Raw genomic sequence first — 25,245 nt, forward strand, 5'->3', positions numbered from 1 at the left:
TGGATCATCGGGTCAGCAGCTCCGTAGTCGTCACCGCACGCAGACCGCGGCGGTGCAGGCCGTCGAGGATCGCGGGCATCGCGGCGACCGTGCCGGCGTGCCCGAAGTGGAGACTCACGACCGACCCCGGCCGCACCGCGCTCAACACGGTACGCCGGACCGCCTCCGCACCGGGATCGGTGAAGTCGAGGGAGTCCACGTCGTACGACAGGACGTGGGGATAACCGGCCTTCCGCGCCAGCCGGACCACCTGATCGGTCGCCCGCCGCGCGCGGGATGGCCGGAACCAGCGGCCGATGCCACCGGTCAGCCTGCGCAGCCGCTCGGCGCACTCGGTGATCTCCGCATACGCGGCCTGCTCCGGCATCGTGCAGATGCTCAGGTGCCGCATCGTGTGGTTGCCCAGCTCGTGCCCGCCGTCCAGCACCCGGCGGGCCATCTGCGGCTCGGCGTCGAGCCAGTCGCCCACGGCGAGCACGGTCACCCGCGCCCCCGCCCGCTCGGCCTCGCTCAGCACGGCGGTGGCGGACTTGGCGTCCCCGCGGCCGTGGAAGGTGAGCGCCACCGCACGGGCCCGGCGCGGGCCGTTCTCGATCTGGACGGGCAGTCCGGGCGGCAGGTCCGGCAGCACCAGCGGCGGCCCCACGGGCGGTGCAGCAGCCCGGGCGGCGGCACCCGCCGCGCCCGGCGAGGAACCGGACGCCCGCGGCGCGACCCCGGCGGCGCCCCGGCCGGGATCCCCGGCACAGCCCGCGGCGGCGGCACCGGCGACCCCCGTCAGGGCGCCGCCGGCTGCGCGCAACACGGTGCGACGGCGAAAGAAGGTCACCGCACCATTAGATCTTCTTTAGTAAGAATTGTGGCGATTTGCCCAATTTTCGGCGCTGCGTGTCCCGGCCGATCCGCTCAGACCGTGGGCCAGACGTCCGCCAGCATCTTGCGGGTGTCCGCAAGGAGCTGCGGGAGCACCTTGGTGTGGCCCACGACCGGCATGAAGTTGGTGTCGCCGCCCCAGCGGGGCACGATGTGCTGGTGCAGATGGGCCGCGATGCCCGCGCCCGCGGCGCCGCCCTGGTTCATGCCGATGTTGAAGCCGTGTGCCCCGGAGGCGGCGCGCAGCGCGCGCATCGCCCGCTTGGTGAACTCGGCCAGCTCGGCCGTCTCGGCCCCGTCCAGCTCGGTGTAGTCGGCGACGTGCCGGAACGGGACGACCATGCAGTGGCCGCCGTTGTAGGGGTAGAGGTTCAGCACGGTGTAGACGTGCTCGCCCCGGGCGATGATCAGCCCGTCCTCGTCGCTCTTGGCCGGAATCGAGCAGAACGGACAGCCGTCCCCGGATCCCGGGCCGCTCGGCTTGTTCTCCCCCTGGATATACGCCATCCGATGGGGCGTCCACAGGCGCTGAAAGGCGTCCGGCGCCCCCACTCCGAACTGCTGCTCCGGCTCACTCGTCATGTTGTGCAGCATATGCGGCCGGGTGGGGGCGGATGCAGAGAGGGGCGGCCCTGAAAGGACCGCCCCTCTAACCCCGCGGTAGCGGGGAGCGGAACTGCTGTCCCCGATTGCTCATCTCGTGCATCGGAACACCCCCGCCTGCGCGGGGACGCGTCACACCTGCGCGCGACGCTCCACCACATCAACGAGCTTCGCGATCGCCTCGTCACGGGCAATCCCGTTCTCCTGCGAGCCGTCCCGGTAGCGGAACGACACCGTGCCCGCGTTCATGTCGTCGTCACCCACGATGATCATGAACGGCACCTTCGACTTCTGTGCGGTCCTGATCTTCTTCTGCATCCGGTCCGAGGACGAGTCCACCTCGATCCGCAGGCCCTTCTCCCGGGCCTCGGCCGCGAACTCCTCCAGGTACGGCACGTGGGCGTCGCCCACCGGGATGCCGACCGCCTGGACCGGAGCCAGCCATGCCGGGAACGCACCCGCGTAGTGCTCCAGCAGGACGCCGAAGAACCGCTCGATGCTGCCGAAGAGCGCACGGTGGATCATGACGGGCTGCTGGCGCGAGCCGTCCGCCGCCGTGTACTCCAGGCCGAAGCGCGCGGGCTGGTTGAAGTCGACCTGGAGAGTCGACATCTGCCAGGACCGGCCGATCGCGTCACGCGCCTGCACCGAGATCTTCGGGCCGTAGAACGCGGCGCCACCCGGGTCCGGGACCAGCGGCAGGCCCTGCTTCTCGGCCGCCAGGCGCAGCGCCTCGGTGGCCTCCTCCCACGCCTCGTCCGAGCCGATGAACTTGTCCGACTCGGGGTCGCGGGTCGACAGCTCCAGCTCGAAGTCGGTCAGGCCGTAGTCGCGCAGCAGGTCGAGCACGAAGGTGAGGAGTGTGTCCAGCTCCTCCGGCATCTGCTCCTTGGTGCAGTAGATGTGCGAGTCGTCCTGGGTAAAGCCGCGGGAGCGGGTCAGGCCGTGGACGACGCCGGACTTCTCGTAGCGGTAGACCGTGCCGAACTCGAACAGCCTCAAGGGCAGCTCACGGTAGGACCGCCCGCGCGACTTGAAGATCAAGTTGTGCATCGGGCAGTTCATGGCCTTCAGGCGGTAGTTCTGCCCGTCGAACTCGATGGGCGGGAACATGCCCTCCGCGTAGTGCGGCAGGTGCCCCGAGGTCTCGAAGAGCTGCTCCTTCGTGATGTGCGGGGTGTTCACGAACTCGTAGCCCGCGTTCTCGTGCTTCTTGCGCGAGTAGGTCTCCATCTCCTTGCGGATGACGCCGCCCTTGGGGTGGAACACCGCGAGGCCGGGGCCCAGCTCGTCGGGGAAGGAGAACAGATCCAGCTCGGCGCCGAGCTTGCGGTGGTCGCGGCGCTCGGCCTCGGCCAGGAACTCCAGGTGCGCCTTCAGCTCGTCCTTGGTCGGCCACGCGGTGCCGTAGATGCGCTGGAGCTGCGGGTTCTTCTCGCTGCCCCGCCAGTACGCGGCCGCCTGGCGCATCAGCTTGAACGCCGGGATCACCCGGGTGGTGGGCAGGTGCGGACCCCGGCAGAGGTCCTTCCAGCACAGCTCCCCGGTCTTCGGGTCGAGGTTGTCGTAGATGGTCAGCTCGCCGGCGCCCACCTCGACGTCCGCGCCGTCGTCGTGGGAGGCGGCGCCCTTGAGGCCGATCAGCTCGAGCTTGTACGGCTCGTCGGCCAGCTCGTCGCGAGCGGCCTCGTCGGTGACCACCCGGCGGGAGAACTTCTGCCCCCGCTTGATGATCTCCTGCATGCGCTTCTCGATGAGCTTGAGGTCATCGGGGTGGAAGGGCTTCTCGACGCCGAAGTCGTAGTAGAAGCCGTCCTTGATCGGCGGGCCGATGCCCAGCTTGGCCTCGGGGAACAGCTCCTGCACGGCCTGGGCCATGACGTGGGCGGTCGAGTGGCGCAGGATGTTCAGGCCGTCCTCGGAGGAGACCTCGACGGGCTCGATCTCCTCGCCGTCGGCGACGGCGTAGGCCAGGTCCTTCAGCTCGCCCGCGACCCGCGCGGCGACGACGGTGCGCTCGCCGGCGAAGAGGTCGGCGGCGGTAGTGCCCGTCGTCACCACGCGCTCTTCCCGCTCGGAATCGCGTTGGATGATCACACGGACGTCTGACACCGGTCTCTCCTGACTTGTGGGGCGCGACAGCGGATGCTGTGCGCCTGAATCGTACCGAGCCCGGTGCCCCGGCCGCTAAACGGTTATGTCTCCGTCGTTCTGCTCCCCCAGCGCGTCGAGACTCTCGCCGAGGGCCTTGAGCAGCCGGTCGCGCTCGGCCGCGTCGACGTGCACGGGTGTGACGCCCCCGGCGTCGGCGAGACGGCGGAAGCCGCCGCGGCTCTCCAGCCGCCCGCCGACCCGGACCGGCAGGCCGAGCAGGTGGGCGTGCCCGGCGATGCGGTAGTCGTCCTCGTCGAGGACGGCCCTGACCTGGGTGACCTCGGCTCCGGAGAGCACCCTCAGCCGGACCGTGCCCGCGCCGCCGGGGGTCTCGCGGCGCAGGCGCACCACGGTCGCGGTGAGCCGTACGGGGACGGGGGGCTCGTCGCGTATATAGCGGGCGCCCGCCTCGCGGAGGGCGGGGAGGTCGCCGGGCGTGAACTCGACGGGCTCGGGGCGGGCGGCGAAGCCGGGGGGCGTGCCGGCGGCGGGCGCCCACTCCACGGCGACGCGGATTCCCTCGGAGCCGCCGACGAGGGAGACGAGGGCCTGGGTCAGCTCCTGGCAGACCCCTGCCCCGACGGCCGCGTGGAAGGCGTCGGTGCGGCCGGTGGCCCGCCCGTAGTCGGTGGCGTCGCGGGTGGCCTGGAGGGCTCGCAGCAGTGCGGTGACCAGGGGGCGTCCGCCTTCGCCCGGTGTTCCGGGGGGTGCGTCGACGGGCACGAAGACGGTCAGTTCGCGGCCGTCGGGGGCGGGTCCGACGAGCAGGGGGCCGAGGGTGGCCTCGGCCCGGCGGCGGTGGCGGGCGCCGTGGTAGCCGCTGGGGCCGTGGGCGGCGAGGGAGCCGGCGAGCAGCATGGCGCGGGCGCCCGTGCGGAGCCGTTCCTGGGCGGTCCAGGCGGCGGCGGGGGCGCGGGGGGCGGGGATGTCGCGCTGCCAGCGGATCTCGTCGCTGGGGACGCGGAGGGCGACGAGGACGTCGCGGGCCGAGGGCACGGCGCTGCGTTCGAGGGCGGTGAGGGCCTCGGCGAGGAGGTCGGCGCTGTCGGGCCGGTCCAAATTCTCGGGCAGCAGGAGGCTGGTGCCGGCGCCGGTGCCCTCGGGCGGGGTCCAGCGGCTGTAGCGGCCGGGGGCGCCGCCGCGCCGTCGCCAGCCGTGGCGGGCGAGGAGGGCGCCGAGGACGGCGGGGTCGGGCCGGCTGGGGGGTTGTGCGGCCGTCCGGTGCATCAGGGTCTCCCTCCCGCCCCGACCCGGGTCATGATCTCGCAGAGTGCGCGGTCGTCGAAGACGCGCGAGGTCGGGATGCGCACGGTGGTCCTGCGCCTGCCGGTCACGGGGTGGCCGGCGAGGTTGGTCCAGTAGCAGCAGTGGCGCAGCTCGAGCCGGTCGTGTCCGGCCCGCAGCCAGTCCTCCTGGAGCCGGGGGACGATCATCACGACGAGGATCTTGTGGACGGACACGGGGGTCCGGGCGAGCTTGGCCAGGTGGTCGTTGTCGAGGCTGAAGCCGAAGGTCAGTCCGGTGGGGCGGGGGCCCAGCTGGTAGGTGCACTTGAGCTGCACCTTGATGGTGACCTCGTCGTCGGCGGTGTGCCCGGGGGCGCTGTGGCTGACGTGCCAGTCGATGCCGTTGTCGGGGAACGGCTGGGCGAGGGTGCAGCCCGCTGCGGCGGCGACGGCGTGCAGGTAGCCGATCTGGAGCGTCTCCATGCAGGCGGTGACGGCGAGGCTGCCGCGGTGCACGGCGCGGTGGCCGGGCGGGGGGCTGCTCGTGGGTGCGGGCGGGTCGGGCTGAGCGAGCGCCATGTCCGAAAAGCCTTCCGGGCTCGCCGGTCCTTTGGTCGTACATCTGTGTTGTCTCCACGTGAACTCCCCGGCAAACGAGGGCGGTTCGGGTGCGGGGGTGGCCGGGTATCACCTGCCGGGGAGGGGAATCACGCCATGTGACGGACGAGCGCGAGGAGTTGTGTCATGCCGTGCTGGTTCGAGGGGCCGCTGGCGGCCTTCGACACGGAGACGACCGGGGTGGATGTGGAGCGCGACCGGATCGTGTCGGCGGCTTTCGTGACGCAGTCGCAGGCGGGGGCCGTGCCGGTGGTCACCCGCTGGCTGGTGAATCCGGGGGTGCCGGTTCCGGAGCAGGCGACTGCGATACACGGGCTGAGCGACGAGCACCTGCAGCGCAACGGCCGGTGGCCGGCGCCGGTGATGGAGGAGGTGGCGCGGGCGCTGGCGACTCATGCGGCGCGTGGCATTCCGCTGGCGGTGATGAACGCACCGTTCGATCTGACGCTGCTGGACCGGGAGTTGCGGCGGCACCGGGCGTCGTCGCTGGTGGCGTACCTGGGGGGTGCGGCGCTGTGCGTGCTGGACCCGTGGGTGCTGGACAAGCACCTGGACCGCTACCGCAAGGGGCGCCGGACGCTGTCGGACCTGTGCGGTCAGTACGGGGTGGAGCTGGTGGGCGCGCACGATGCGGCGGCCGATGCGACGGCCGCGCTGGAGGTCGTCCGGGCGGTGGGGCGGCGGTTCGCGTCGCGGCTGGACCGGCTGAGCCCGGCGGAGCTGCACATGCGGCAGGCGGTGTGGCACGCGGCACAGGCACGCGGCCTGCAGGCGTGGTTCGCGCGCAACGGCTCGACAGAGGAGTGCGATCCGGCGTGGCCGCTGCGGCCGGAGCTGCCGGCGGTGGCGTGAGCGCGCCTGCACGAGCGGCCCGGCAACGCACAAGGCCGGTACGCCTCTTGACGTACCGGCCTTGCCTGATGTGGGCGATACTGGGATCGAACCAGTGACCTCTTCGGTGTGAACGAAGCGCTCTCCCGCTGAGCTAATCGCCCGGGATCGTTTCGGGGTTTCCCCCGGCAACGCACTGAACAATACAGGTCGCGGCGGTCCTCGTTCAAATCCCGCCCTGCTGCCGGGCCAGCAGGGCGCACAGGCCGCGCCGTCCGCCGCGCATCATCCAGGCGTGGTTGGCAAGGAAGAGGGGGCGGCCGGGGAGGGCCAGGAGCCGCATGAGGGGCTTGCGGGTGTGGACGTCCTGCTCGAAGCGGGCGGTGGTGCCGCCGGCGCCGTGGGGCACGAGGGTCCAGCGCGCCCAGCCCTCGAGGTCGCCGGACATGACGATCTCCAGGACGCGGGCGCGGGGGTCGCGGCGGCTCTCGCGGGCGGTGACGGTGAGGACGTACGGGAGGAGGGAGCGGAAGCGGACGGTTCCGCTGGTGTCGTCGGTGCGGTCGACGTGCAGGACCTGCGGCCACCAGGCGGGGTAGTCCTCGGCGGCCTCGAGGACAGCGTAGACGGCGTCCGGCGGGGCGGGCAGGGTCCAGGCGTCGCGGAAGCGGTAGTGGTTCGGCGAGGGCAGGCTGCGGCGCGGGCGCATGGGGCCAGGGCATACGAAAAGCCGAGGGTCCGCAAGGGGGTGAACCTTGCGGACCCTCGGTCCTGTGTGGGCGATACTGGGATCGAACCAGTGACCTCTTCGGTGTGAACGAAGCGCTCTCCCGCTGAGCTAATCGCCCGGGCGCACCGCAAACATTACCGCATGTCAGACGGTGCCTTGAACCATGCATGCCTGGTCAGGCGCAGGACGGCGGCAGCGGTGAGGGCCCTCCCCGGCGCCTCGGCCACTCTCCGTCACGACGGACCGCCGGTCGTCACCCTCCGCATTTGCAAGGCCAAAGATGCCGGAACGTCCTGAACTCACCGGTTCGGCCGAGCGCGCGGCGCATCCACTGGGCCGTCCGAGGTATCCGAACAGTCTCAAAACGGTCAGAGGGGTTTACAACGGCACCGTAGGTGGCATGTCGATTTCGCCGACGTGCGAATCCCCGAGCGCACACTGAGCGAAAGGCCTTGGCGCTTATGAACACCACGGTCAGCTGCGAGCTGCACCTGCGCCTCGTTGTGTCGAGCGAATCCTCACTGCCTGTACCCGCAGGCCTGCGGTACGACACGGCCGATCCCTACGCCGTGCACGCCACCTTCCACACCGGAGCCGAAGAGACGGTCGAATGGGTCTTCGCCCGGGACCTCCTCGCGGAGGGCCTGCACAGACCCACCGGAACCGGCGACGTCCGTGTCTGGCCGTCCCGCAGCCACGGTCAGGGCGTCGTCTGCATCGCGCTGAGTTCGCCGGAGGGCGAGGCGCTGCTGGAGGCCCCGGCCCGGGCCCTGGAGTCGTTCCTGAAGAGGACCGACGCCGCCGTCCCGCCGGGCACCGAACACCGTCACTTCGATCTGGACACCGAGCTCTCGCACATTCTGGCCGAGAGCTGACAGCGCCGGGCCCACTCGGGGAGGCCACGCGCGGACAACTCGCATAACGGCAGGACACGGCGCCGTCGCCGCGGAACCACCGCGGACGACGGCGCCGTCGTGCTGGGGAGCCGCTAGAGTCTGCTGCCCGCATCGAACACATGCAGCCGTCGGCGGGCCCGTCCGTCCGGCCAGGGAGCGAAACGATCCGTGCTGATCAACCACGACACCCGGCGCACGCTCGACGCCGTCGTCGACCTGCTGAACACCGAGCCACGGGATCCGGCCGCGCTGCGGTCGTTCGTGGCGCGGCACGCCATCAGCGGCATCGGCACCCTGGGCGAGCCGGATCTGGCGGCCGTGCGGTCGGTGCGGGAGCGGTTCGCCGAGATCTTCGACTGCGCGGACGTGCGCACCGCCGCGGAGCTGCTCAATGCCCTGGTCGCCGAGGCCGGGACGACGCCCCGGCTCACCGACCACGACGGCTACGACTGGCATGTGCACTACTTCGCGCCCGGCGCCTCCCTGGCCGAGCACCTGGCGGCGGACGGCGGCATGGCGCTGGCGTTCCTGCTGGTGCAGGGCGAGCTGGAGCGGCTGCGGCGATGCGGGGCGCCGGACTGCGGGCGCGCCTTCGTCGACCTCTCCCGCAACCGGTCGCGCCGCTACTGCGACGGCCGCACCTGCGGGAACCGGCTGCACGTGGCCGCGTACCGGGCGCGCCGCCGGGAGGCCGCGGGCTAGGACATGCCCCGGGGGGGCGGCCGGGCCGTGGTGGGGGTGGTCACCAGCGGTACAGGTCGTGCACGGCGGTCACGAGTATGAGCGTGGCTATGAAGGCGAGGAAGAACATCAGCGGGGGCTGGGAGAGAGCGAAGAGACAGCCTCGCGGCTCGTCGGTGATCTCGGCCGGTTCGTCGTTCATCTCCGACAGATCATGGCGCAGCCACGGTCCGCCGACCCGCCAACACGCGAGTTTTCAGCGGGAGTTCGTCAGATCCCGTGCTTCTTGAGGATTGCCTCGATGTCCGAGAAGTCCTCTCCGTCGTGACCCGTGGCCTTCGTCCCCCGGGCCTTGGGGCGGTCGGCGGAACGGCCCGGGCCGAGCGAGGGCGTGGACGCGCCGGGCACCACGGCCTCGCGCCGCGCGGCAGCGGCCGCGGCCCGGCGCTCCTTCCGGGTGCCCCCGGCGCGGCGCTCCGCCGCCCTGCTCGCGGCGAACAGCACGGCCGAGAGGGCGAGGACGCCGAAGCCCGCCCAGACACCGGGCTTGAAGACCAGGCCGGTGAGCCAGTCGACGATTCCCGTCATGACCAGTCCGATGGGCACGAGGGAGTACGCCGCGATGCGGGTCGCGGCGAGGAAGCGCTTGCGGTAGGCCGTCAGCAGGGCGATGCCCAGGCCGGCCGCGGACACCGCGGCGCATACGGTCGAGGTCAGCATCCGGTCCTCCTGCCGATGATGGGATCCTGCATCCATCGTGCACCGGACGCGCGCACGGGTGCCACGGTCCCAGGGGGTTATCGGGGAGAACTCCGGGTCGTGCCGGGGGTGCCCTCCTCCGCAGGACCGAGGGCCCGGCGGCGGGGACGGGCTGGAAGACTGGCCCCATGAGCGATACCGACACCACCCGCACCACGCTCGACGTCTGGTGCGACCTCCAGTGCCCCGACTGCCACCGGGCCCTGGACGACCTCCGCGCGCTGCGCGAGCACTACGGCGACCGGCTGGAGATCCAGCTGCGGCACTTCCCGCTCGCGAAGCACAAGCACGCCTACGCGGCCGCGCAGGCCGCCGAGGAGGCGGCGGAGCAGGGCACGGCGTGGCCCTATGCCGAGGCGCTGCTGGCGCGCACCGCGGACCTCGGTGCCCGGGGCGAGCAGCTGCTGGTCGAGCTGGCGGGCGAGCTGGGACTGGACGCCGAGGAGGTGGACACCGCGCTGATCGACGGGCGGCACATGCTGATCGTCGACGCCGACCAGGCCGAGGGCAAGGCGCTCGGGGTGACCGGCACGCCCACCTACGTCATCGGCGGCGAGCGGCTCGACGGCGGCAAGAGCCAGGAGGGGCTGCGGGAGCGGATCGAGGAGATCGCCGACCGGCTGCTGGCGGGCAGCTAGCGCGGTCCGGGACACCCACTAGAGCAGCGGCTTGTACAGGTGGAGCTGGGTCGCCTCGTAGCCGAGCGACTCGTACAGCCGCAGGGCCGGGGTGTTGCCCGCGAAGACGTTGAGGCCGAGCCGGCCCTGTCCCGCCGCCAGGGCCTGGGCCTCGGCCAGCAGCATCAGCGACCGCCCGTGGCCCCGGCCCCGGTGCTCCTCGGCGACCTCGACGTCGTAGACATAGGCGCCCGGCTCGTCGGGCCCGTGGTCGCGCAGCGCGACCCAGAGGGTGCCGACGGGCGTGTCGTGGTGGCTCAGGACGCTCAGAAGGGTGCCGGGGGAGGCCAGGCCGGCGGAGAGCGCGCTGCGGTGGTCCGCGGCGGCCTTGGCGCGGGCCCGCTCGGCGGGCACGCCGCGGGAGATCCAGTCCTGTGCGTAGGCCTCCCTGGTGCTCACTTCCCAGGCGGTGAACTCGGGCTCGGTCATCGACCGCGCCTCGGTGCCCTCGGGGAGCCGGGGGGCGGTGGTGAGCGTCTTGGCCATGTTGCGGTTGCGCTCGACGTAGCCGAGGGCGGCCGCCAGGCCCAGCGCCGCCGCCGCGCCCGCGCCGACGGACACCTCGACCTGGTCGCAGCCCCAGCCGCGCAGGACTTCCTCGGCGGCGAGCGCGGCGACCGTGCCGCGCCCCCGGCCGCGGTCCCGTTCGTCGATGGCGAGGCGGGCTATGCGGCCGCAGCGGGGGCCGAAGCGGTCGTCCGTGGCGATCTCGATGCCGCCGACGGGCCGGCTGTTGACGCAGACCTCGTACGCGCGGGACCGGCCGCCGTCGGCCGTGTGCTGCTCCGGTGCGGTGGGCCGCAGGGTGGTGGTCATGTCGATGTTGTACCGGGCCCGCGGCGGCACGTCACGGGATTTACGGATCGATGTCCGCGGCCGAGCGCTCCTCGAAGATCCGCACGGCCTTCGCGGTCACCGGGCCCGGTGTGCCGGGCAGTTGACGGCCGTCAAGGGTGTGGACGGCCTGGATGTCGCGGATGGACGAGGTCAGGAAGATCTCGTCGGCGCGCTCCAGGACGTCGAAGGGCAGCTCCGTCTCCTTGGCGCCGGCCCATTCGACGACGAGGGCGCGGGTGATGCCGGCCAGGCAGCCGGAGGCCAGGGGCGGGGTGTGCAGCTCGCCGTCGAGGACGACGAAGACATTGGAGCCCGTGCCCTCGCAGAGCGCCCCGGCGGTGTTGGCGAACAGCGCCTCGGTGGCGGCGCGCTTGTGGGCGTGGGCGAGGGCGACCACGTTCTCGGCGTAGGAGGTGGACTTCGCCCCGGCGACGGCACCGCGCTCGTTGCGGGTCCAGGGAACGGTGACGGCGGCGGTCGCCTCGGCGGGCCGGGCCGTCTCCACCAGCGCCACGACCAGGGTGGGGCGGGCGGAGACCCGGTCGGAGCCGAGCGGGGAGATGCCGCCGGTGTAGGTGATCCGGAGCCGGCCGAGCGGCATGGGGTTGGCGGCGAGGACGGCCGCGCAGGCGTGGCGGACCTCGTCGAGGTCGGGCTCGGGCAGGCCGAGCAGTGCGGCCGAGCGGGCGAGCCGGGCCAGGTGCCGGGTCATGGCGAAGGTCCGGCCGTCGGTGGCCTTGAGCGTCTCGAAGACGCCGTCGCCGACCGTCAGTCCGTGGTCGAAGACCGAGACGCGGGCGCTGTCCGCGTCGCGGAGTTCGCCGTCGAGCCAGATGGTCACCGTTTCGTCCCTTCTGTCGGCTGGTGTGCCTCCGACGCTATCGCGAGGAGCCGGGCCGCCTTCAGCTCCGTCTCGGCCCACTCGCGCTCGGGGTCGGATCCCCAGGTGATCCCGGCGCCGGTGCCGAAGCGCAGCACCGGGCCGTCGGCGGCCGTGCGGTCGATCCAGAAGGTGCGGATGCCGACGGCCAGCTCGGCCGTGCCGCGGTCGGCGTCGACCCAGCCGACGCCGCCGCAGTAGGGGCCGCGGGGCGCGGTCTCCAGGGACTCGATGATCTGCAGGGCGCTGGCCTTGGGGGCGCCCGTGACGGAGCCGGGCGGGAAGGTGGCGGCGAGCAGCTCGCCCCAGCCCGCGCCGTCCCTGATCTCGCCGCGCACGGTGGAGACCAGGTGGACGAGGCCGGGGTGCGGTTCGACGGCGCACAGCTCGGGGACGGTCACGGAGCCGGTGGCGCAGACGCGCCCGAGGTCGTTGCGGACGAGGTCCACGATCATCACGTTCTCGGCGTGGTCCTTCTCCTGGAGATCGGCCGCGGTGCGGCCGGTGCCCTTGATCGGCCCGGACTCCAGGACGTCGCCGGTGCGGCGCAGGTACAGCTCGGGCGAGGCGGTGGCCACCTCCACGCCGTGGGCCGGGAGGCTGATCGTTCCGGCGTAGGGGGCGGGGTTGCCCCGGGCGAGCAGGGCGGTGAGGGCGTCGATGTCGGCGGCGGCCGGCTCGGGCAGGGGCGCGCTCAGGACGCGGCAGAGGTTGGCCTGGTACACCTCACCGGCGGCTATGTGCTCGCGGATGCGGCGTACGCCCGCGGTGTAGGCGGCACGGTCGAGGGAGCTGGCCCACCGGTCGGGGGCGGGGCCGCGCCAGCGGCCGGGCTGGACGGCGGGGGCCGGGGCGGGGCGCACGTCGCCGAAGCGGGCGCAGGTGAGGCCCCCTTCGAAGTCCGCGACGACGGCCCACCAGCCCGAGGAGTCCAGGGCCGCCGGGTCGCTGGTGACATCCCGCAGGTCGGTGGCGAGGAGGCCGCCGAGACGGGCCATGGGAGAGGACGTCGGGGGGAGGCTGTGCACGTCATCGAGTCTATGGCGCGGCCCCCCAGGAGGACCCGGGCCGGGGATCAGCGCAGCATGCTGGGCAAACGGAATTTGAGCTGGCGCCGGAATCCGCTAAAGTTCAACACGTCGCCAGGACGCGGAAGCGCCCCGGGAAACGACAAGTGCGGACATAGCTCAGTTGGTAGAGCACCACCTTGCCAAGGTGGATGTCGCGAGTTCGAGTCTCGTTGTCCGCTCGATGTGGGGGATCTTCCCGAACCCCCGCACTCCTGGTGGAGTGGCCGAGAGGCGAGGCAACGGCCTGCAAAGCCGTCTACACGGGTTCAAATCCCGTCTCCACCTCCAAGGACGATTAGCTCAGCGGGAGAGCGCTTCCCTGACACGGAAGAGGTCACTGGTTCAATCCCAGTATCGTCCACCAGGGTCTTCACGGACCCCCCGCGCGATTAGCTCAGCGGGAGAGCGCTTCCCTGACACGGAAGAGGTCACTGGTTCAATCCCAGTATCGCGCACGCGGCGTCTGCGGCATCCGCAGCTGCTTCCCGGACGATTAGCTCAGCGGGAGAGCGCTTCCCTGACACGGAAGAGGTCACTGGTTCAATCCCAGTATCGTCCACCAGGATCCTCATGGATCCTCCCGCGCGATTAGCTCAGCGGGAGAGCGCTTCCCTGACACGGAAGAGGTCACTGGTTCAATCCCAGTATCGCGCACACCGTACGGCCGGGGGCCGGGGCGAAAGCTCCGGCCCCCGGTCGTTTCTGCTGCTCAAGCCCTTTTCCGGGCGGTCGAAGGACTGTCTGCGCAAACGCGACGGCCGGGTACCTCCCCAGGTACCCGGCCAGTCGTGCCGTCCGCCGCACCCCCGTCCCCACGGGGTTTCGCCGGTGTGTCCCCGGCCCGGGCCGCTCTCCCGGGCCCGGAGCGCTCAGCGCCCCAGCATCCCGGCCACGGACGACGCCTGTGTCACGACGGCATCCCAGCCGCCGAAGAGCACGGCCAGCAGGGCTGCCATGGGCAGCACCATCGCGGCCGCGACGAGGGGGTGGCGGGTGGAGGAGGGGCGGTCGCCGAAGCCGTCCGGCACCCGGTGGCTGCGCGCCGGCCCGGCCGTACGCCGCACGGGATCCGCCATCGTTCCTCTCCCCTCCGCCCGTCCCGCTCGCTCTTGCGTTGGCAGCGGCGGGCACCTGACCTCGGGGGACGAGTGCTGCGCCCGCCGCTTGTCCTCAACACTAGGCGCGGCGGACCGGCCCGGCGTCATGCCCTCGTACCGCTTGGCGGTTCTCCCGGAGGATGAGACCGGCGCCGGGCCGCTACTCCCGTGGGTGGAGATCACCCCGTCCGGCCTTGGGGTCTTCCCCTATGCCCGGGCCGTCCGCACGCCCGGCGGTCCGACTGCCTCCGGCTCCCGTCCGACCGCGGGCCGGGGTGACTTCGATCACTTCCACCACACTCCTGGGGGCTTCAGGGCGCATTTTCCGCCGGGGCCCCTCCGGCGCCGCTCCGTGCGTCCGGCCCGGCTCCGGCCCGGGCCGGGCGGACCCGGCCGGATCCCGGGGTCCGCCGCCAACCCGCCTTCCACTGCCGCCCGTTGAACGGAATCGCGCCGTCCGGGTGTGTGCGGGCGGCGCCCCGCGCCGGAGCCGGCGGCGTCCCGGCGCGCTACGGCAATCGAGTTGCCGACGCATGCGCGGCCTCTGAGCGCGACCGTCCGTCAATCCGTAAGCTGTGGCTCGTCAGACGCCGGGCAGCTATGTGGGGCAGCCCCACCGGAGGTAGGGGACGAAGATGACGATGATGCGGCTCCGTCGCGAGGACCCGCGTGTCGTCGGCTCGTTCCGGCTGCACCGCCGGCTCGGCGCGGGCGGCATGGGCGTGGTCTACCTGGGCTCCGACAAGCGCGGGCAGCGGGTCGCGCTGAAGGTCATCCGGCCGGACCTGGCGGAGGATCAGGAGTTCCGCTCGCGCTTCGCCCGCGAGGTCTCGGCCGCCCGGCGGATCCGCGGCGGCTGCACGGCGCGGCTGGTGGCCGCCGACCTGGAGGCGGACCGTCCGTGGTTCGCGACGCAGTACGTGCCGGGGCCCTCGCTGCACGACAAGGTGAACGAGGAGGGGCCGCTGTCGGCGGCTCAGACCGCCTCCATCGGGGCGGCATTGGCGGAGGGCCTGCTGGCCGTGCACGACGCGGGGGTCGTGCACCGCGACCTCAAGCCGTCGAACATCCTGCTCTCCCCCAAGGGCCCCCGCATCATCGACTTCGGCATCGCCTGGTCGACCGGGGCCAGCACGCTCACCCACGTGGGCACGGCGGTCGGCTCGCCCGGCTTCCTCGCGCCCGAACAGGTGCGCGGGGCCGCGGTGACGCCCGCGACCGACGTGTTCGCGCTGGGGGCCACGCTCGCCTACGCCTGCACCGCGGACTCCCCGTTCGGGCAGGGCAGTTCCGAGGTCATGCTCTACCGGGTCGTGCACGAGGAACCCCAGCTGATGGCCGTCCCGGACGCGCTGGCTCCGCTGATCCACGCCTGCCTGGCCAAGGACCCGGAGGAGCGCCCGAGCACCCTCCAGCTCTCCCTGCGGCTGAAGGAGATCGCCGCGCGCGAGGCCCACGGGCTGGCGGAGGGCCGCCCGCCGTCCCCGCGCCGCGAGCCCGACCGCCCGTCCGTCCGCCGGGCCGCGGAGTACGAGAACCAGCGCACCGAGCGCCGCCCGGGCAGCGCCCCCACCCCGCGCCCGCACCGCCCCGCCGAGCCCCACCGGGCGCCCGCGCGCCGGCCCGTCCCGCAGCGCTCCGGCGGCACGGGCGCACGGAACGGCTCGCGCCCCGGAGTGCGTACGGGGCCGGGCGCCGGTGCCCGGCGTCCCGGACCGGACCGGAAGCTGCTGCGCCAGCGGCTGATCGTGTTCGTGGTGGTGACGCTGCTGGTGGCACTGGGCATCGCCGCGGCCCAGGGATGCCAGGGGCCCGCCCGGAACGGGAGCCTCGGCGAACTGCCGGGGCCCGCAGTGCCGGTGGGCTCCGCGGCCCCGGCCGGAGCGCCGGTCAGCTCTCCGGGCGACCCGTCGTGACCGCGTAGAACGCCACGGCGGCCGCCGCGCCCACGTTGAGCGAGTCGACGCCGTGGGCCATGGGGATACGGACCCATTCGTCCGCCGCCCGCAGGGCCCGGGCCGACAGCCCGTCACCTTCCGCACCCAGCATCAGGGCGACCCGGTCCAGCCGGTGCGGCGCCGCCTCGTCCATGGAGACGGCCTGCGCGGCCGGGGTGAGCGCAAGGATCCGGAATCCCGCCTCCCGGACGGTCTCCAGGTCCCGGGGCCAGCTCTCCAGGCGCGCGTACGGGACGGAGAACACGGCGCCCATCGAGACCTTCACGGACCTGCGGTAGAGCGGGTCGGCGCAGTCCGGCGAGAGCAGGACCGCGTCCATGCCCAGGGCGGCCGCGCTGCGGAAGATCGCGCCGATGTTGGTGTGGTCGTTGATCCGCTCCATCACGGCCACGCGGTGGGCGGTGCGGAGCAGCTCGGCGGCCTCCGGCAGCGGCTTGCGCTGCATCGAGGCGAGCGCGCCCCGGTGGACGTGATAGCCCGTCACCCGTTCGGCCAGCTCCGGGCTGACGACGTAGACGGGGGCCGGGATCTCGTCGATGACGTCCTGCATCACGTCGAGCCACTTGGCCGACAGCAGCATGGACCGCATGGCGTAGCCGGCCTGGCGGGCCCGCCGGATGACCTTCTCGCCCTCGGCGATGAACAGCCCCTCCGCGGGCTCCCGGCGGCGGCGCAGTTCGACGTCCGTCAGGTCGGTGTAGTCGCGCAGGCGCGGGTCGTCGGGGTCCTCGATGGTGATCAGCTCGGCCATGGGGTGCTGCTGCCTCGTCCTGGTCTCGTTCGGTCTCGTCGGCGCGGGTGTCCGTGTGCGGTCCGGTCGCGGTCCTACCGGTCGGTCTCCCGGCCCACCGAGACCACGTCGCCGATCACGATGACGGCGGGCGGGCGTATACCCTCCGCCTTCACCCTCTCCCCCACTGTCGCAAGGGTGGCGTCCACGCGCCGCTGGGCGGCCGTCGTGCCTTCCTGTACGACGGCGACGGGGGTCGCGGCCGGACGGCCGTGCCGGACGAGCGTCTCGGCGATCGCACCGATCTTCTCGACCGACATCAGCAGCACGAGCGTGCCGCGGAGCCGGGCCAGCGCCTCCCAGTCGACCAGCGAGCGGGGGTCGTCCGGTGCGACGTGGCCGCTGACGACCGTGAACTCGTGTGCCACTCCGCGGTGGGTGACGGGGATTCCGGCCGCCGCCGGCACGCTGATCGAGCTGGAGATGCCGGGCACCACGGTGCACGGGATGCCGTGCTCGGCCAGGGCCTGGGCCTCCTCCATGCCGCGGCCGAAGACGAACGGGTCGCCGCCCTTGAGCCGGACCACGGCCTTGCCGGCCCTGGCGTGCTCGACGAGGGCGTTGTTGATGGCCTCCTGGGCCATGAAGCGGCCGTAGGGGATCTTCGCCGCGTCGATCACCTCGACGTGCGGGGGAAGCTCGTCGAGGAGATCCCGGGGGCCCAGCCGGTCGGCGATGACCACGTCCGCCTCGGCGAGCAGGCGGCGGCCGCGCACGGTGATCAGATCGGGGTCGCCGGGGCCGCCGCCGACGAGGGCGACGCTTCCGCCGCGCGCGGCGCGGTCCCGGTAGTGCGGTGCGCCCAGTGAGCCGTCGCGCAGGCCCTCCACGATGGCGTCCCGCACGGCGGCGGAGCGGCGCGGGTCCTGCCCGGTGAGCACGGCGACGGTGACGCCGTCGCTGCGGCCCGTGGCCGGGGTCCAGGCGGAGGCGGCGGACGCGTCGTCGCTGCGCACGGCCCAGACGCGGCGGGCCTCGGCCTCGGCGGAGGCCGCCTCGTTGGCGGCGGGTTCGTCGGTGGAGATGAGGGCGTACCAGGCGCCGTCCAGGTCGCCGTCGCGGTAGCGGCGGCGCTCCCAGCGCAGTTCGCCGGCCTCCGCCATCGCTTCGACGGACGGGGTGGCGGAGGGGGAGACGAGGAGGACGTCGGCCCCCGCAGCTATCAGGGCGGGCAGCCGGCGCTGGGCGACCTGACCGCCGCCGAGAACGACCACACGGCGACCGGCAAGGCGCAGTCCGACGGGGTAAGCGGCGTGTCCGGGCTGAGCCATGAGCAGGTCTCCTCGTACGAATGCGCTGGTGGGGACACCTTAAGGGGTGCCCGCACCGGTGCGGGCAATCCCGCCGCCCGGTTGTGGGCAGGCGTTCCGCCCGGTGTGGGCAATCGTTCCGCAGGGCGGAACGGGTGGGCACACCGGAACACGGAGCCGCGCCCTCACCGGCAACCCCGGTGCCGGGCACCGTACCCAGTACGGCCCGGCACCGGGCAGCCCCCGTCAGCCCTTCTCGGTGACACCCGCGGTGTCGAACGTGGCAACCTCGTGCATCGCCCGCGCCGCACTCTGCACAACCGGCAGCGCCAGCAGCGCCCCCGTCCCCTCCCCCAGCCGCAGGTCGAGGTCGACCAGCGGCCGCAGCCCCAGCTTGGTCAGGGCCGCCACATGGCCCGGCTCCGCACTGCGGTGCCCCGCGATGCAGGCCGCGAGCGCCTCGGGGGCGATCGCACGGGCCACGAGGGCCGCCGCCCCCGCGCTCACCCCGTCGAGGATCACGGGCGTGCGCAGCGACGCACCGCCGAGGATCAGGCCCACGAGCGCGGCGTGCTCCAGGCCGCCGACCGCGGCGAGGACGCCGATCGGGTCGGCCGGATCCGGCTGGTGGAGTTCCAGGGCGCGCCGGACCACGTCAATCTTGCGGGCGTGCATCTCGTCGTTGATGCCCGTGCCGCGCCCGGTGATCTCGGCCGGGTCGGCGCCGGTGAAGACGGAGATCAGGGCCGCCGACACGGTGGTGTTGGCGATGCCCATCTCTCCGGTGAGCAGCGCCTTGTTGCCAGCCGTGACCAGGTCACGGGCCGTCTCGATGCCCACCTCGACGGCGCGCAGCGCCTCCTCGCGGGTCATCGCGGGGCCGGTGGTGAAGTCGTTCGTCCCCGGCCGGATCTTGCGCGGCAGCAGGCCGGGCGTGCTGGGCAGGTCGCCCGCGACGCCCACGTCGACGACGCAGACCTCGGCGCCGACCTGGTTGGCGAAGGCGTTGCACACGGCCCCGCCGCCCAGGAAGTTGGCGACCATCTGCGAAGTGACCTCCTGGGGCCACGCCGTGACGCCCTGGTGGTGCACGCCGTGGTCACCCGCGAAGATCGCGACCGCGGCCGGCTCCGGGATCGGCGGCGGGCACTTGCGGGAGAGACCGCACAGCTGCGCCGAGATGATCTCCAGCATGCCGAGCGCGCCGGACGGCTTGGTCATCCGCTTCTGCCGCTCCCAGGCCTCGCCCAGCGCCTTGGCGTCCAGCGGGCGGATGCCGCGCAGGGTGTCGGCGAGCAGGTCGTGCGGGTCCTCGCCGGGCAGCGCGCGGCGCCCGTACTCCTCCTCGTGCACGACCCAGGACAGCGGCCGTCGCTTGGACCAGCCGGCCTGCATCAGCTCGGGCTCGTCCGGGAACTCGTCCACGTAGCCGACGCAGAGGTAGGCGACGACCTCCAGGTGCTCCGGCAGGCCGAGCGCGCGGACCATCTCGCGCTCGTCGAAGAAGCTCACCCAGCCGACGCCCAGGCCCTCGGCGCGCGCGGCGAGCCAGAGGTTCTCGACGGCGAGCGCGGAGGAGTAGGGCGCCATCTGCGGCTGGGTCTGCCGGCCGAGGGTGTGGCGGCCGCCCCGGGTGGGGTCGGCGGTGACCACGATGTTGACGGGCGTCTCGAGGATCGCCTCGATCTTCATTTCCTTGAACTGCTTGGCCCGGCCCTTCGGCAGCGACTTGGCGTACGCCTCGCGCTGCCGCACGGCCAGCTCGTGCATCGTCTTGCGGGTCTCCGCGGAGCGGATGACGACGAAGTCCCAGGGCTGGGAGTGCCCGACGCTGGGCGCGGTGTGCGCGGCCTCGAGCACCCGCAGGAGCACCTCGTGCGGGACGGGGTCGGAGCGGAAGCCGTTGCGGATGTCGCGGCGCTCCCGCATCACCCGGTGCACGGCGACACGCTCGCTCTCCGCGTAGCCCATGGCCGGGGGGCCGACGGGCTCCGGCGCGGGAGCGGGCTCCTGGGGTTCCTGAGGCTCCTGCGGCTCCTCGGAGGTCTGGGCCTCCTGCGCCTCCTGCACTACCTGGGCCACCTGGGTCTCTACGGGCTCGGCGGACACCGGCACCTCCGGTTCCGGCGTCTCCGACTGCTGTACGTCCTGCGGCTGTTCGGCCGCTTCCGCCTCGGCGGGCACCGAATGGATCCGAACGGGCTCGGGTGCCGTCTCCGGGGCGGGCTCGACGACGGGCTCGGCGGACACCGGCTGCTGCGGCTCCGCCTGGACGGGTGCCGGAACGTCCTCGGGGGCCGGGGCGGGCTGCGGTGCGGGCTCCGCGGCAACAGCCGGGGCCGGGGCGGGCTCGGCGGCGTCGGCCACGGGCGCGGGCTCCGGCGCCTGTTCGGCGGGGGCGACGGTCTGCTCCTGCGGGGCGGCGGGCACCGGCTCCTGCACGGCCACGGGCTGTACGGGCTGCGGTGCCACGACCTCCGGTGCCGGGGCCTGCGGTTCGGTGGCCTCCGGTTCCGTGGTCTCCGGCTGCACGGCCACCGGCTCCACGGCCACGGCCTCGGGTGCGGCCGGAGCCTGCGGTACGGCAGGGGCCTCCGCCTCGGCCGGTGCGGCCGGGGCCGGCACCGGCTGGGCGGGCGCCGTCGGCACCGCCTCGGCGGCGGGCGCCGGTGCCTGCTCCTCCACGGCCTCCGGCGCAACGACCGCAACGGGGGCCGCGGCAGCGTCCGCGACGGATTCGACCGATTCGAGGGATTCGGTGGATTCGGTGGATTCGGCGAACTCTGCGGGGAATTCGGCAGCGGGCTGCTCGGGCTCCGCGGCGCGCTGCGCGGGCACGGGGGCCTGCTCCGGGGCCACGGCCGGTTCGCCCGCCGTGGGCGGGACCTCGGCGGGCGGCTGTGCGGTCCCGGCGGGGCCCTCGATCGGGGAGGCGGTCGCCTGCGCGGGCACGGAGACGTCCTCCGGGGCGTCGCCCGTGCCCGGGGCGCCCGCGGGCAGGTCCCAGGTGGGCGGGGCCTCGGCGGCCTCGGGGCCGGGCACCTGCTGCCCGCCGTCCGCGGCCTGACCGGGCGTGACGAAGGTCTGCGCGGCCGGTGCCGGGGCCTCGTCGGGGCCGGCGGCCTCCGGGCCGTTCGGGGCCGGGGTGCCCTGCGTGCCGTCGGCACCGGGCACGACCGGCTCGGGCCCGGCGCCCGGCGCGGGCACCGCGGCGGCCTGCGGCTGCGCATCGGCGTTCACCACGGCGGCGAGCCTGCCGAGCACGCCGGCCGCGGCGTCCTGCTGGAGCACGGGGGCGCCCGGCGCGGGCTGGGCCGCCGCGCCGAGGTCGAGGCCGTGGGCGGGCGTCTCCTGGGGCTGTTCGGCGGGGACGGCGGGCGCGACGGGCACCTGGATCGCCTCTGACACCGGCTCAGCCGCCGGTACCGGTTCCCGGACGGCCGCGGAGGCGCCGTCAGGCGTCGCCGCCGGTGCGGCCGGTGCGGCCGGTGCCGTGGGGACTATCTCGGGCGCCACCTGCACGGCTGCTCCGCCCGTGTTCTGCGGCGGTACGAAGGCCACTGCGGGCGCGCCCCCGAGCGTGTCGTCGGCACCCGCGTCCAGGTACTCGACGCCCCCGGTCTGGGGGGCCGCCGGGTGGACGGGTGCACCGACGGGCTGCTGCGGCGCGGCGGGGCCGCGGTCCGCGAGCGAGCGCACGACGCCGGAGGAGGCGTCCGGCACGGGCGGGCCCATGTGCAGCGGGCGGCGCGGCGGGGCCGGGGCCGCGGGCGGCGGGGGCTGGACGCCGGTGTAGTCGACGGAGCCGGTGTCGCGGCCGCCCGTCTCGTGGGTACCGCCCTGCGCCGGAGGCTGTTCCATCCAGGCGCCCTGGGCGCCCGGCATCAGCAGGAGGTCGTCCTCATCCGCGGCGTCGTGGTCGAGGAAGGTGTACGGAGCCTGGCTTCCGGTGTCGGCAGGAACTGCGGCGTCCGCTGGGAGCGGGTGGCCGGGCAGTGCGCCTGCGTTCTCCGGCTGTCCCTCGTCCGGGAACCGGCCGGTGTCGGTCATGCGTACCCCTCGCCCATCGGTAGTGCTCCTTCCAACCGCTCACGCCCATAGACAAGAACGAGCGTCCATGTTTTGCGGCACGTTGTGCCCCGTCCTGAGCCACCCTGCCCTGTACGCGCCAAGCGGGGGGAGCGTTCGGGTCATTGGTGACTGTGGTGTCGGACACCGAGCGGCTGCACAACGGTCCGCCAGCCTACCCTCCGCCGCCGGCCGCGCCTCAGGGGTGGGTGCGCCTGCCGCTGAGCAGGAAGGCCACGGCGCGCTCGCGCTCCGTCCAGTCGGCGGTGTCGAGTTCCACCGCTTGGAGCAATGTGCACTCGACGGCGTACCCGCCCTCGGCGAGCACCCGTCCGACGGCCTCGGCCTCGTCGCGGGTGGTGGCGTGGGTGACGATCCGTTCGGGCCGGCGGTCGGCGCAGGCGGCGACGACCGCCGCTCCCCCGCCGCCGACGCGGACCACGTCGGGTTCCGGGAGGTCCTCCAGGACCTGGGGTGCGGTGCCCTCGACGACCTGGAGCTGGACCGCGCCCCGGCGGGCGGCGGAGGCCGCGCGGCGGCAGGCCTCCGGATCGCGGTCGACGGCGATGACGGCGGCCCCGAACCGGGCGGCCTCCACGGCGGCCGCGCCGCTGCCCGAGCCGATGTCCCACACGAGGTCGCCCACCCGCGGGCCGAGGCGTGCGAGTTGGGCGGCGCGCAGCTCGGTGCCCTCGCCCGGGCCGGCGCCGGGTCCGTAGGCCTCGCGGGGCAGGGCCCAGCCGCGCGGGGCGGGCGGGTGGCCGGGGTCGCGGCCGGCGATCCAGCCGCCGCCCCGGACGGGGGGCGTGCCGAAGCCGCCGATGACGATGACGACGTTGGGGTCGCGCCAGGTGTGGTCGGCGGCGCGGTCGGAGGTGACGACGGTGACCTGTTCCCGCTCGGTGCCGAGTTCCTCGCAGATGACGAAGGTGCGGTGGACGGGGCCGAGGAGGAGGGCGAGTTCGGCGGGGCCGGCGCCGGGCGAGGTGAGGACGGCGACCTTGGGGTGGGCGCGGCAGACGTTGACGGCGCGGCGCAGGTCGCGGCTGTGGGCGACGACGATCTGGGCGTCGTCCCAGGGCATGGCGGTGCGGGCGAAGGCGGCGGCGACGGAGGAGACGGCGGGCACCACCTCGACCTCGAGGCCGTGTTCGGGGGCGCGCAGGGCGCGCAGGACGCCGAAGAAGCCGGGGTCGCCGTCGGCGAGGACGACGGCGGAGCCGCGGTGCCGGGCGATGCGGCGGGCGGCGAGGTCGACGCTGCCGAGCCGGATGCGTTCGGCGGCGGGCGGGACCTCGGGCAGGGCCAGGTGGTGGGCGGCACCGGCCACCAGGGTGGCGGCGGCCAGGGCGGAGCGGGCCGCGTCCGTCAGCGGTGAGCCGTCCCACCCGATCACCGTGACCCGGTCGGCCATCGTCGTCAGTCTCCTGGGCTCGTGTGGGGGCGGGTCCCCCTGGGGCCGGGCGGGGGCACGGTGAGGTTACCCCGGGCGGCCGGTGCCGGGGCGGACGGCGTGGGGCTCAGCGCCAGTCGGTGAAGGCGGAGGCGTAGTCGTATCCGCCGCCCGGGTGGGTCTCGCGGACCTCGTCCAGGTCCTCGGGCAGCAGGCTCCAGACGATGAGGTCGGAGCGGAATTCGGTCCAGCTGCCGTCCTCGGTGCGGTTGCGCGCTATCCAGGCGCTGCGCAGGACGCCCTCGCTGACGCAGCCGATCTTCTGGGCGACCTGCTGGGAGGCGGTGTTGTCGGCGGCGGTGCGCAGCTCCAGGCGCTCGAACTTCTGGTCGCGGAAGAGCCACTGGGCGACGGCGAGGACGGACTCGCAGGCGTAGCCCTCGCCCCGGGCCCAGGGCGCCGTGACATAGGCGGCCTCGGTGGCGAGGATGCGCCAGTCGGTGTTGCGGAGGTGGACGATGCCGACGAGGCGGTGGGTGAGGAACTCCGTGACCGCAAAGACGATTCCGCGCCCGGAGGTGCGCTCGCCGGGGGCGCTGCGCAGCACCCAGTCGCGGGCGTCGGCGGTGGTGTAGGGGTGGGGGGCGGAGGTCCAGGCGGTGATGAGCTCGTCGTTCATCATCTCCGCCAGCGCGGGCACGTCCCCCGCCTCGAACGGGCGCAGCACCAGTCGGTCCGTACTGATGGAGATGTCCGGAAAGGTGGAAGTCATGCGCTGCTCCAACGCCGGGGCGAGTGGGCTCGGTGGCTCGGGGAGCCGTCGAGGTCCGTCTTGGGGGCACAAGCATGCAGCATCGGCAGGCGGGTGCGCCAAGCGCGTAGGCCCCGCGCACGGTGTCGGTGTGCACGGGGCCTACGACCTTACGGACGGCCGAGGTTACAAGGTGTCAGCTCTGCGCGGGACCGAAGGCGGGCAGAACGGCGCCGTTGCTGAACTTCTCCTCGATGAACTTCTTCACCTCGTCGGAGTTGAGGAGCTTGGCGAGCTTGATGACGCGGGGGTCCTTCTCGTTGCCCCGCTTGACGGCGAGGAAGTTGGCGTAGGGGTTGCCGTCGGCCTTCTCCAGGGCCAGGGAGTCCTTGGCGGGGTTGAGCTTGGCGCCGATGGCGAAGTTGCCGTTGATGACGGCGGCGTCCACGTCGGCCAGGCGGGAGGGGATCTGGGCGGCCTCCAGCTCGGTGAACTGGACGCCCTTCTTGTCCTCGATGTCGGAGAGCTTGGCGGCGGCGCCGACGCCGTCCTTCAGCTTGATGACGCCATTGTCGGCGAGCAGCTTGAGGGCGCGGCCCTCGTTGGTGGCGTCGTTGGGGACGGCGATGGTGGAGCCGGAGCCGAGGTCGGCGACCTTCTTGTCCTTCTTGGAGTAGAGGCCCAGCGGCTCGATCTCGACGTTGACGACGGGCACGATGTCCGTGTTGTTCTTCTTGTTGAAGTCGTCGAGGTACGGCTTGTGCTGGAAGAAGTTGGCGTCGACCTCGCCGCTCTGGGTGGCGGTGTTGGGCAGGACGTAGTCGTTGAACTCCCGCACCTGGAGCTTCAGGCCGGCCTTCGCCGCGAGGTTGTCGCGGACGAAGTTGAGGATGTCGCCGTGCGGGGTGGGGCTGGCGGCGACGGTGAGGGTGGCGTCGGGGTCGGCGTCCTTGCCCTTCTTACCCGAGCTGGAGGTGTCGGACGGGGCACTGCAGGCACTCAGGCCGAGGGTGAGGGCGGCGGCTGCGGCGACGGCGGCGGTGAGCTTGATGGTGGTACGCACGAAGAGTGCCTTCCTTGCTTGGTGTTCCTCGGGTCCCCGA

The 25,245-nt window shown here is 73.3% G+C and carries 23 protein-coding genes and 8 tRNA genes; 11 read left to right on the plus strand and 20 right to left on the minus strand.

From position 1 onward, the window contains the following. Positions 1 to 4 precede the first annotated feature (4 nt). The 5 genes from AC1Z4A_RS04670 to AC1Z4A_RS04690 form a co-directional block, all read right to left on the minus strand. Positions 5 to 805, minus strand: coding sequence for a polysaccharide deacetylase family protein (locus tag AC1Z4A_RS04670; protein ID WP_483676549.1), 801 nt, complete (start codon positions 803 to 805; stop codon positions 5 to 7). A gap of 101 nt (positions 806 to 906) precedes the next feature. After that, complete coding sequence (locus tag AC1Z4A_RS04675; RefSeq protein WP_483676550.1) at positions 907 to 1,467, minus strand: HIT family protein; 561 nt, start codon at positions 1,465 to 1,467, stop codon at positions 907 to 909. A gap of 141 nt (positions 1,468 to 1,608) precedes the next feature. Then, a complete protein-coding gene (gene thrS / locus AC1Z4A_RS04680; RefSeq protein ID WP_483676551.1) occupies positions 1,609 to 3,588 on the minus strand; it encodes a threonine--tRNA ligase in 1,980 nt (659 codons plus the stop codon). Between the two features lie 75 nt (positions 3,589 to 3,663). Beyond that, complete coding sequence (locus AC1Z4A_RS04685) at positions 3,664 to 4,857, minus strand: hypothetical protein (protein WP_483676552.1); 1,194 nt, start codon at positions 4,855 to 4,857, stop codon at positions 3,664 to 3,666. Next, positions 4,857 to 5,435, minus strand: a complete 579-nt coding sequence (locus tag AC1Z4A_RS04690; RefSeq protein ID WP_483676553.1) for a DUF4365 domain-containing protein — start codon at positions 5,433 to 5,435, stop codon at positions 4,857 to 4,859. Before AC1Z4A_RS04690 ends, AC1Z4A_RS04685 begins: the two co-directional genes overlap by 1 nt. 165 nt (positions 5,436 to 5,600) lie before the next feature. On the opposite strand from AC1Z4A_RS04690, the gene AC1Z4A_RS04695 reads away from it, so the two are divergent. Then, entirely contained in the window at positions 5,601 to 6,326 is a 726-nt protein-coding gene (locus AC1Z4A_RS04695) for an exonuclease domain-containing protein (RefSeq protein WP_483676554.1), read from the plus strand. Positions 6,327 to 6,397: 71 nt separating this feature from the next. Here AC1Z4A_RS04695 and AC1Z4A_RS04700 read toward each other — a convergent pair. The 3 genes from AC1Z4A_RS04700 to AC1Z4A_RS04710 all read right to left on the minus strand — a co-directional run bounded on the left by AC1Z4A_RS04700 (position 6,398) and on the right by AC1Z4A_RS04710 (position 7,153). Next, positions 6,398 to 6,469: transfer RNA gene (locus AC1Z4A_RS04700), tRNA-Val, on the minus strand. Between the two features lie 62 nt (positions 6,470 to 6,531). After that, complete coding sequence (locus AC1Z4A_RS04705) at positions 6,532 to 7,014, minus strand: SRPBCC family protein (RefSeq protein WP_483676555.1); 483 nt, start codon at positions 7,012 to 7,014, stop codon at positions 6,532 to 6,534. A gap of 67 nt (positions 7,015 to 7,081) precedes the next feature. Further along, positions 7,082 to 7,153 (minus strand) — tRNA-Val (locus tag AC1Z4A_RS04710). A 343-nt stretch (positions 7,154 to 7,496) separates the two neighbouring features. On the opposite strand from AC1Z4A_RS04710, the gene AC1Z4A_RS04715 reads away from it, so the two are divergent. Together AC1Z4A_RS04715 and AC1Z4A_RS04720 are read left to right on the plus strand one after the other, a co-directional pair. Continuing rightward, positions 7,497 to 7,910 (plus strand): SsgA family sporulation/cell division regulator, encoded by a 414-nt coding sequence (locus AC1Z4A_RS04715; RefSeq protein ID WP_003959770.1) that lies wholly within the window; start codon positions 7,497 to 7,499, stop codon positions 7,908 to 7,910. 189 nt (positions 7,911 to 8,099) lie between these two features. Then, complete coding sequence (locus AC1Z4A_RS04720; RefSeq protein ID WP_483676556.1) at positions 8,100 to 8,633, plus strand: CGNR zinc finger domain-containing protein; 534 nt, start codon at positions 8,100 to 8,102, stop codon at positions 8,631 to 8,633. A gap of 40 nt (positions 8,634 to 8,673) precedes the next feature. Here the strand turns inward: AC1Z4A_RS04720 and AC1Z4A_RS04725 are convergent, their stop codons facing one another. Together AC1Z4A_RS04725 and AC1Z4A_RS04730 are read right to left on the minus strand one after the other, a co-directional pair. Next, positions 8,674 to 8,814 (minus strand): hypothetical protein, encoded by a 141-nt coding sequence (locus tag AC1Z4A_RS04725; protein ID WP_483676557.1) that lies wholly within the window; start codon positions 8,812 to 8,814, stop codon positions 8,674 to 8,676. A gap of 68 nt (positions 8,815 to 8,882) precedes the next feature. Next, positions 8,883 to 9,332, minus strand: a complete 450-nt coding sequence (locus AC1Z4A_RS04730) for a hypothetical protein (protein ID WP_483676558.1) — start codon at positions 9,330 to 9,332, stop codon at positions 8,883 to 8,885. 167 nt (positions 9,333 to 9,499) lie between these two features. Here AC1Z4A_RS04730 and AC1Z4A_RS04735 point away from each other — a divergent pair, with 167 nt between their 5' ends. Further along, entirely contained in the window at positions 9,500 to 10,009 is a 510-nt protein-coding gene (locus tag AC1Z4A_RS04735; RefSeq protein ID WP_483676559.1) for a DsbA family protein, read from the plus strand. 18 nt (positions 10,010 to 10,027) lie between these two features. On the opposite strand, the gene AC1Z4A_RS04740 is transcribed toward AC1Z4A_RS04735, so the two are convergent. Genes AC1Z4A_RS04740 through AC1Z4A_RS04750 form a run of 3 tightly spaced genes read right to left on the minus strand, consistent with a single transcriptional unit; the run spans position 10,028 to position 12,763 of the window. Beyond that, positions 10,028 to 10,864 (minus strand): GNAT family N-acetyltransferase, encoded by an 837-nt coding sequence (locus AC1Z4A_RS04740; protein WP_483676560.1) that lies wholly within the window; start codon positions 10,862 to 10,864, stop codon positions 10,028 to 10,030. A 40-nt stretch (positions 10,865 to 10,904) separates the two neighbouring features. Beyond that, a complete protein-coding gene (locus AC1Z4A_RS04745) occupies positions 10,905 to 11,726 on the minus strand; it encodes an aminotransferase class IV (RefSeq protein ID WP_483676561.1) in 822 nt (273 codons plus the stop codon). Next, a complete protein-coding gene (locus AC1Z4A_RS04750) occupies positions 11,723 to 12,763 on the minus strand; it encodes a chorismate-binding protein (RefSeq protein ID WP_483683504.1) in 1,041 nt (346 codons plus the stop codon). The genes AC1Z4A_RS04745 and AC1Z4A_RS04750 overlap by 4 nt, the downstream gene beginning before the upstream one ends. Positions 12,764 to 12,941: 178 nt before the next feature. Between AC1Z4A_RS04750 and AC1Z4A_RS04755 the strand changes: the two genes are divergently transcribed. The 6 genes from AC1Z4A_RS04755 to AC1Z4A_RS04780 all read left to right on the plus strand — a co-directional run bounded on the left by AC1Z4A_RS04755 (position 12,942) and on the right by AC1Z4A_RS04780 (position 13,489). Then, positions 12,942 to 13,014 (plus strand) — tRNA-Gly (locus AC1Z4A_RS04755). A 35-nt stretch (positions 13,015 to 13,049) separates the two neighbouring features. Continuing rightward, positions 13,050 to 13,123: transfer RNA gene (locus AC1Z4A_RS04760), tRNA-Cys, on the plus strand. 1 nt (position 13,124) lies between these two features. After that, positions 13,125 to 13,199, plus strand: a tRNA-Val gene (locus AC1Z4A_RS04765). Positions 13,200 to 13,218: 19 nt separating this feature from the next. Next, a tRNA-Val gene (locus tag AC1Z4A_RS04770) sits at positions 13,219 to 13,290 on the plus strand. A gap of 32 nt (positions 13,291 to 13,322) precedes the next feature. Beyond that, positions 13,323 to 13,397: transfer RNA gene (locus tag AC1Z4A_RS04775), tRNA-Val, on the plus strand. A 20-nt stretch (positions 13,398 to 13,417) separates the two neighbouring features. After that, positions 13,418 to 13,489: transfer RNA gene (locus AC1Z4A_RS04780), tRNA-Val, on the plus strand. Positions 13,490 to 13,704: 215 nt separating this feature from the next. Here the strand turns inward: AC1Z4A_RS04780 and AC1Z4A_RS04785 are convergent. Beyond that, complete coding sequence (locus AC1Z4A_RS04785; protein WP_483676562.1) at positions 13,705 to 13,911, minus strand: hypothetical protein; 207 nt, start codon at positions 13,909 to 13,911, stop codon at positions 13,705 to 13,707. 656 nt (positions 13,912 to 14,567) lie between these two features. Here AC1Z4A_RS04785 and AC1Z4A_RS04790 point away from each other — a divergent pair. Beyond that, positions 14,568 to 15,848: a serine/threonine-protein kinase gene (locus tag AC1Z4A_RS04790; protein WP_483676563.1), complete on the plus strand. Its 1,281-nt coding sequence runs from the start codon at positions 14,568 to 14,570 to the stop codon at positions 15,846 to 15,848. Here the strand turns inward: AC1Z4A_RS04790 and AC1Z4A_RS04795 are convergent. From AC1Z4A_RS04795 to AC1Z4A_RS04820, 6 genes are all read right to left on the minus strand, one after another. After that, positions 15,823 to 16,641 carry a TrmH family RNA methyltransferase gene (locus AC1Z4A_RS04795; protein ID WP_483676564.1) on the minus strand — a complete coding sequence of 273 codons (819 nt, stop codon included), beginning with the start codon at positions 16,639 to 16,641 and terminating at the stop codon, positions 15,823 to 15,825. The genes AC1Z4A_RS04790 and AC1Z4A_RS04795 overlap by 26 nt on opposite strands. Before the next feature lie 74 nt (positions 16,642 to 16,715). Next, positions 16,716 to 17,951, minus strand: a complete 1,236-nt coding sequence (gene cobA, locus AC1Z4A_RS04800; protein ID WP_483676565.1) for a uroporphyrinogen-III C-methyltransferase — start codon at positions 17,949 to 17,951, stop codon at positions 16,716 to 16,718. Positions 17,952 to 18,176: 225 nt separating this feature from the next. Continuing rightward, entirely contained in the window at positions 18,177 to 21,980 is a 3,804-nt protein-coding gene (cobT, locus tag AC1Z4A_RS04805) for a nicotinate-nucleotide--dimethylbenzimidazole phosphoribosyltransferase (RefSeq protein ID WP_483676566.1), read from the minus strand. Between the two features lie 217 nt (positions 21,981 to 22,197). After that, positions 22,198 to 23,412 carry a precorrin-6y C5,15-methyltransferase (decarboxylating) subunit CbiE gene (gene cbiE / locus AC1Z4A_RS04810; protein WP_483676567.1) on the minus strand — a complete coding sequence of 405 codons (1,215 nt, stop codon included), beginning with the start codon at positions 23,410 to 23,412 and terminating at the stop codon, positions 22,198 to 22,200. Between the two features lie 106 nt (positions 23,413 to 23,518). After that, on the minus strand, positions 23,519 to 24,163 hold the full coding sequence (locus AC1Z4A_RS04815; protein WP_483676568.1) for a GNAT family N-acetyltransferase: 645 nt from the start codon (positions 24,161 to 24,163) through the stop codon (positions 23,519 to 23,521). Positions 24,164 to 24,338: 175 nt separating this feature from the next. Continuing rightward, positions 24,339 to 25,205 carry a MetQ/NlpA family ABC transporter substrate-binding protein gene (locus AC1Z4A_RS04820; protein ID WP_483676569.1) on the minus strand — a complete coding sequence of 289 codons (867 nt, stop codon included), beginning with the start codon at positions 25,203 to 25,205 and terminating at the stop codon, positions 24,339 to 24,341. Positions 25,206 to 25,245 lie beyond the last annotated feature (40 nt).

Source organism: Streptomyces sp. 17_S59 (genome assembly GCF_056930295.1).

What these genes read in the sequence shown, in the direction of transcription:
- AC1Z4A_RS04675 (WP_483676550.1), bottom strand. Translation starts at nt 1,467, where the DNA reads ATGCTGCACAACATGACGAGTGAGCCGGAGCAGCAGTTCGGAGTGGGG.
- AC1Z4A_RS04685 (WP_483676552.1), bottom strand. Translation starts at nt 4,857, where the DNA reads ATGCACCGGACGGCCGCACAACCCCCCAGCCGGCCCGACCCCGCCGTC.
- AC1Z4A_RS04690 (WP_483676553.1), bottom strand. Translation starts at nt 5,435, where the DNA reads ATGGCGCTCGCTCAGCCCGACCCGCCCGCACCCACGAGCAGCCCCCCG.
- AC1Z4A_RS04695 (WP_483676554.1), top strand. Translation starts at nt 5,601, where the DNA reads ATGCCGTGCTGGTTCGAGGGGCCGCTGGCGGCCTTCGACACGGAGACG.
- AC1Z4A_RS04705 (WP_483676555.1), bottom strand. Translation starts at nt 7,014, where the DNA reads ATGCGCCCGCGCCGCAGCCTGCCCTCGCCGAACCACTACCGCTTCCGC.
- AC1Z4A_RS04715 (WP_003959770.1), top strand. Translation starts at nt 7,497, where the DNA reads ATGAACACCACGGTCAGCTGCGAGCTGCACCTGCGCCTCGTTGTGTCG.
- AC1Z4A_RS04725 (WP_483676557.1), bottom strand. Translation starts at nt 8,814, where the DNA reads ATGAACGACGAACCGGCCGAGATCACCGACGAGCCGCGAGGCTGTCTC.
- AC1Z4A_RS04730 (WP_483676558.1), bottom strand. Translation starts at nt 9,332, where the DNA reads ATGCTGACCTCGACCGTATGCGCCGCGGTGTCCGCGGCCGGCCTGGGC.
- AC1Z4A_RS04735 (WP_483676559.1), top strand. Translation starts at nt 9,500, where the DNA reads ATGAGCGATACCGACACCACCCGCACCACGCTCGACGTCTGGTGCGAC.
- AC1Z4A_RS04740 (WP_483676560.1), bottom strand. Translation starts at nt 10,864, where the DNA reads ATGACCACCACCCTGCGGCCCACCGCACCGGAGCAGCACACGGCCGAC.
- AC1Z4A_RS04750 (WP_483683504.1), bottom strand. Translation starts at nt 12,763, where the DNA reads ATGGCCCGTCTCGGCGGCCTCCTCGCCACCGACCTGCGGGATGTCACC.
- AC1Z4A_RS04785 (WP_483676562.1), bottom strand. Translation starts at nt 13,911, where the DNA reads ATGGCGGATCCCGTGCGGCGTACGGCCGGGCCGGCGCGCAGCCACCGG.
- AC1Z4A_RS04790 (WP_483676563.1), top strand. Translation starts at nt 14,568, where the DNA reads ATGACGATGATGCGGCTCCGTCGCGAGGACCCGCGTGTCGTCGGCTCG.
- AC1Z4A_RS04795 (WP_483676564.1), bottom strand. Translation starts at nt 16,641, where the DNA reads ATGGCCGAGCTGATCACCATCGAGGACCCCGACGACCCGCGCCTGCGC.
- cobA (WP_483676565.1), bottom strand. Translation starts at nt 17,951, where the DNA reads ATGGCTCAGCCCGGACACGCCGCTTACCCCGTCGGACTGCGCCTTGCC.
- cobT (WP_483676566.1), bottom strand. Translation starts at nt 21,980, where the DNA reads ATGACCGACACCGGCCGGTTCCCGGACGAGGGACAGCCGGAGAACGCA.
- cbiE (WP_483676567.1), bottom strand. Translation starts at nt 23,412, where the DNA reads ATGGCCGACCGGGTCACGGTGATCGGGTGGGACGGCTCACCGCTGACG.
- AC1Z4A_RS04815 (WP_483676568.1), bottom strand. Translation starts at nt 24,163, where the DNA reads ATGACTTCCACCTTTCCGGACATCTCCATCAGTACGGACCGACTGGTG.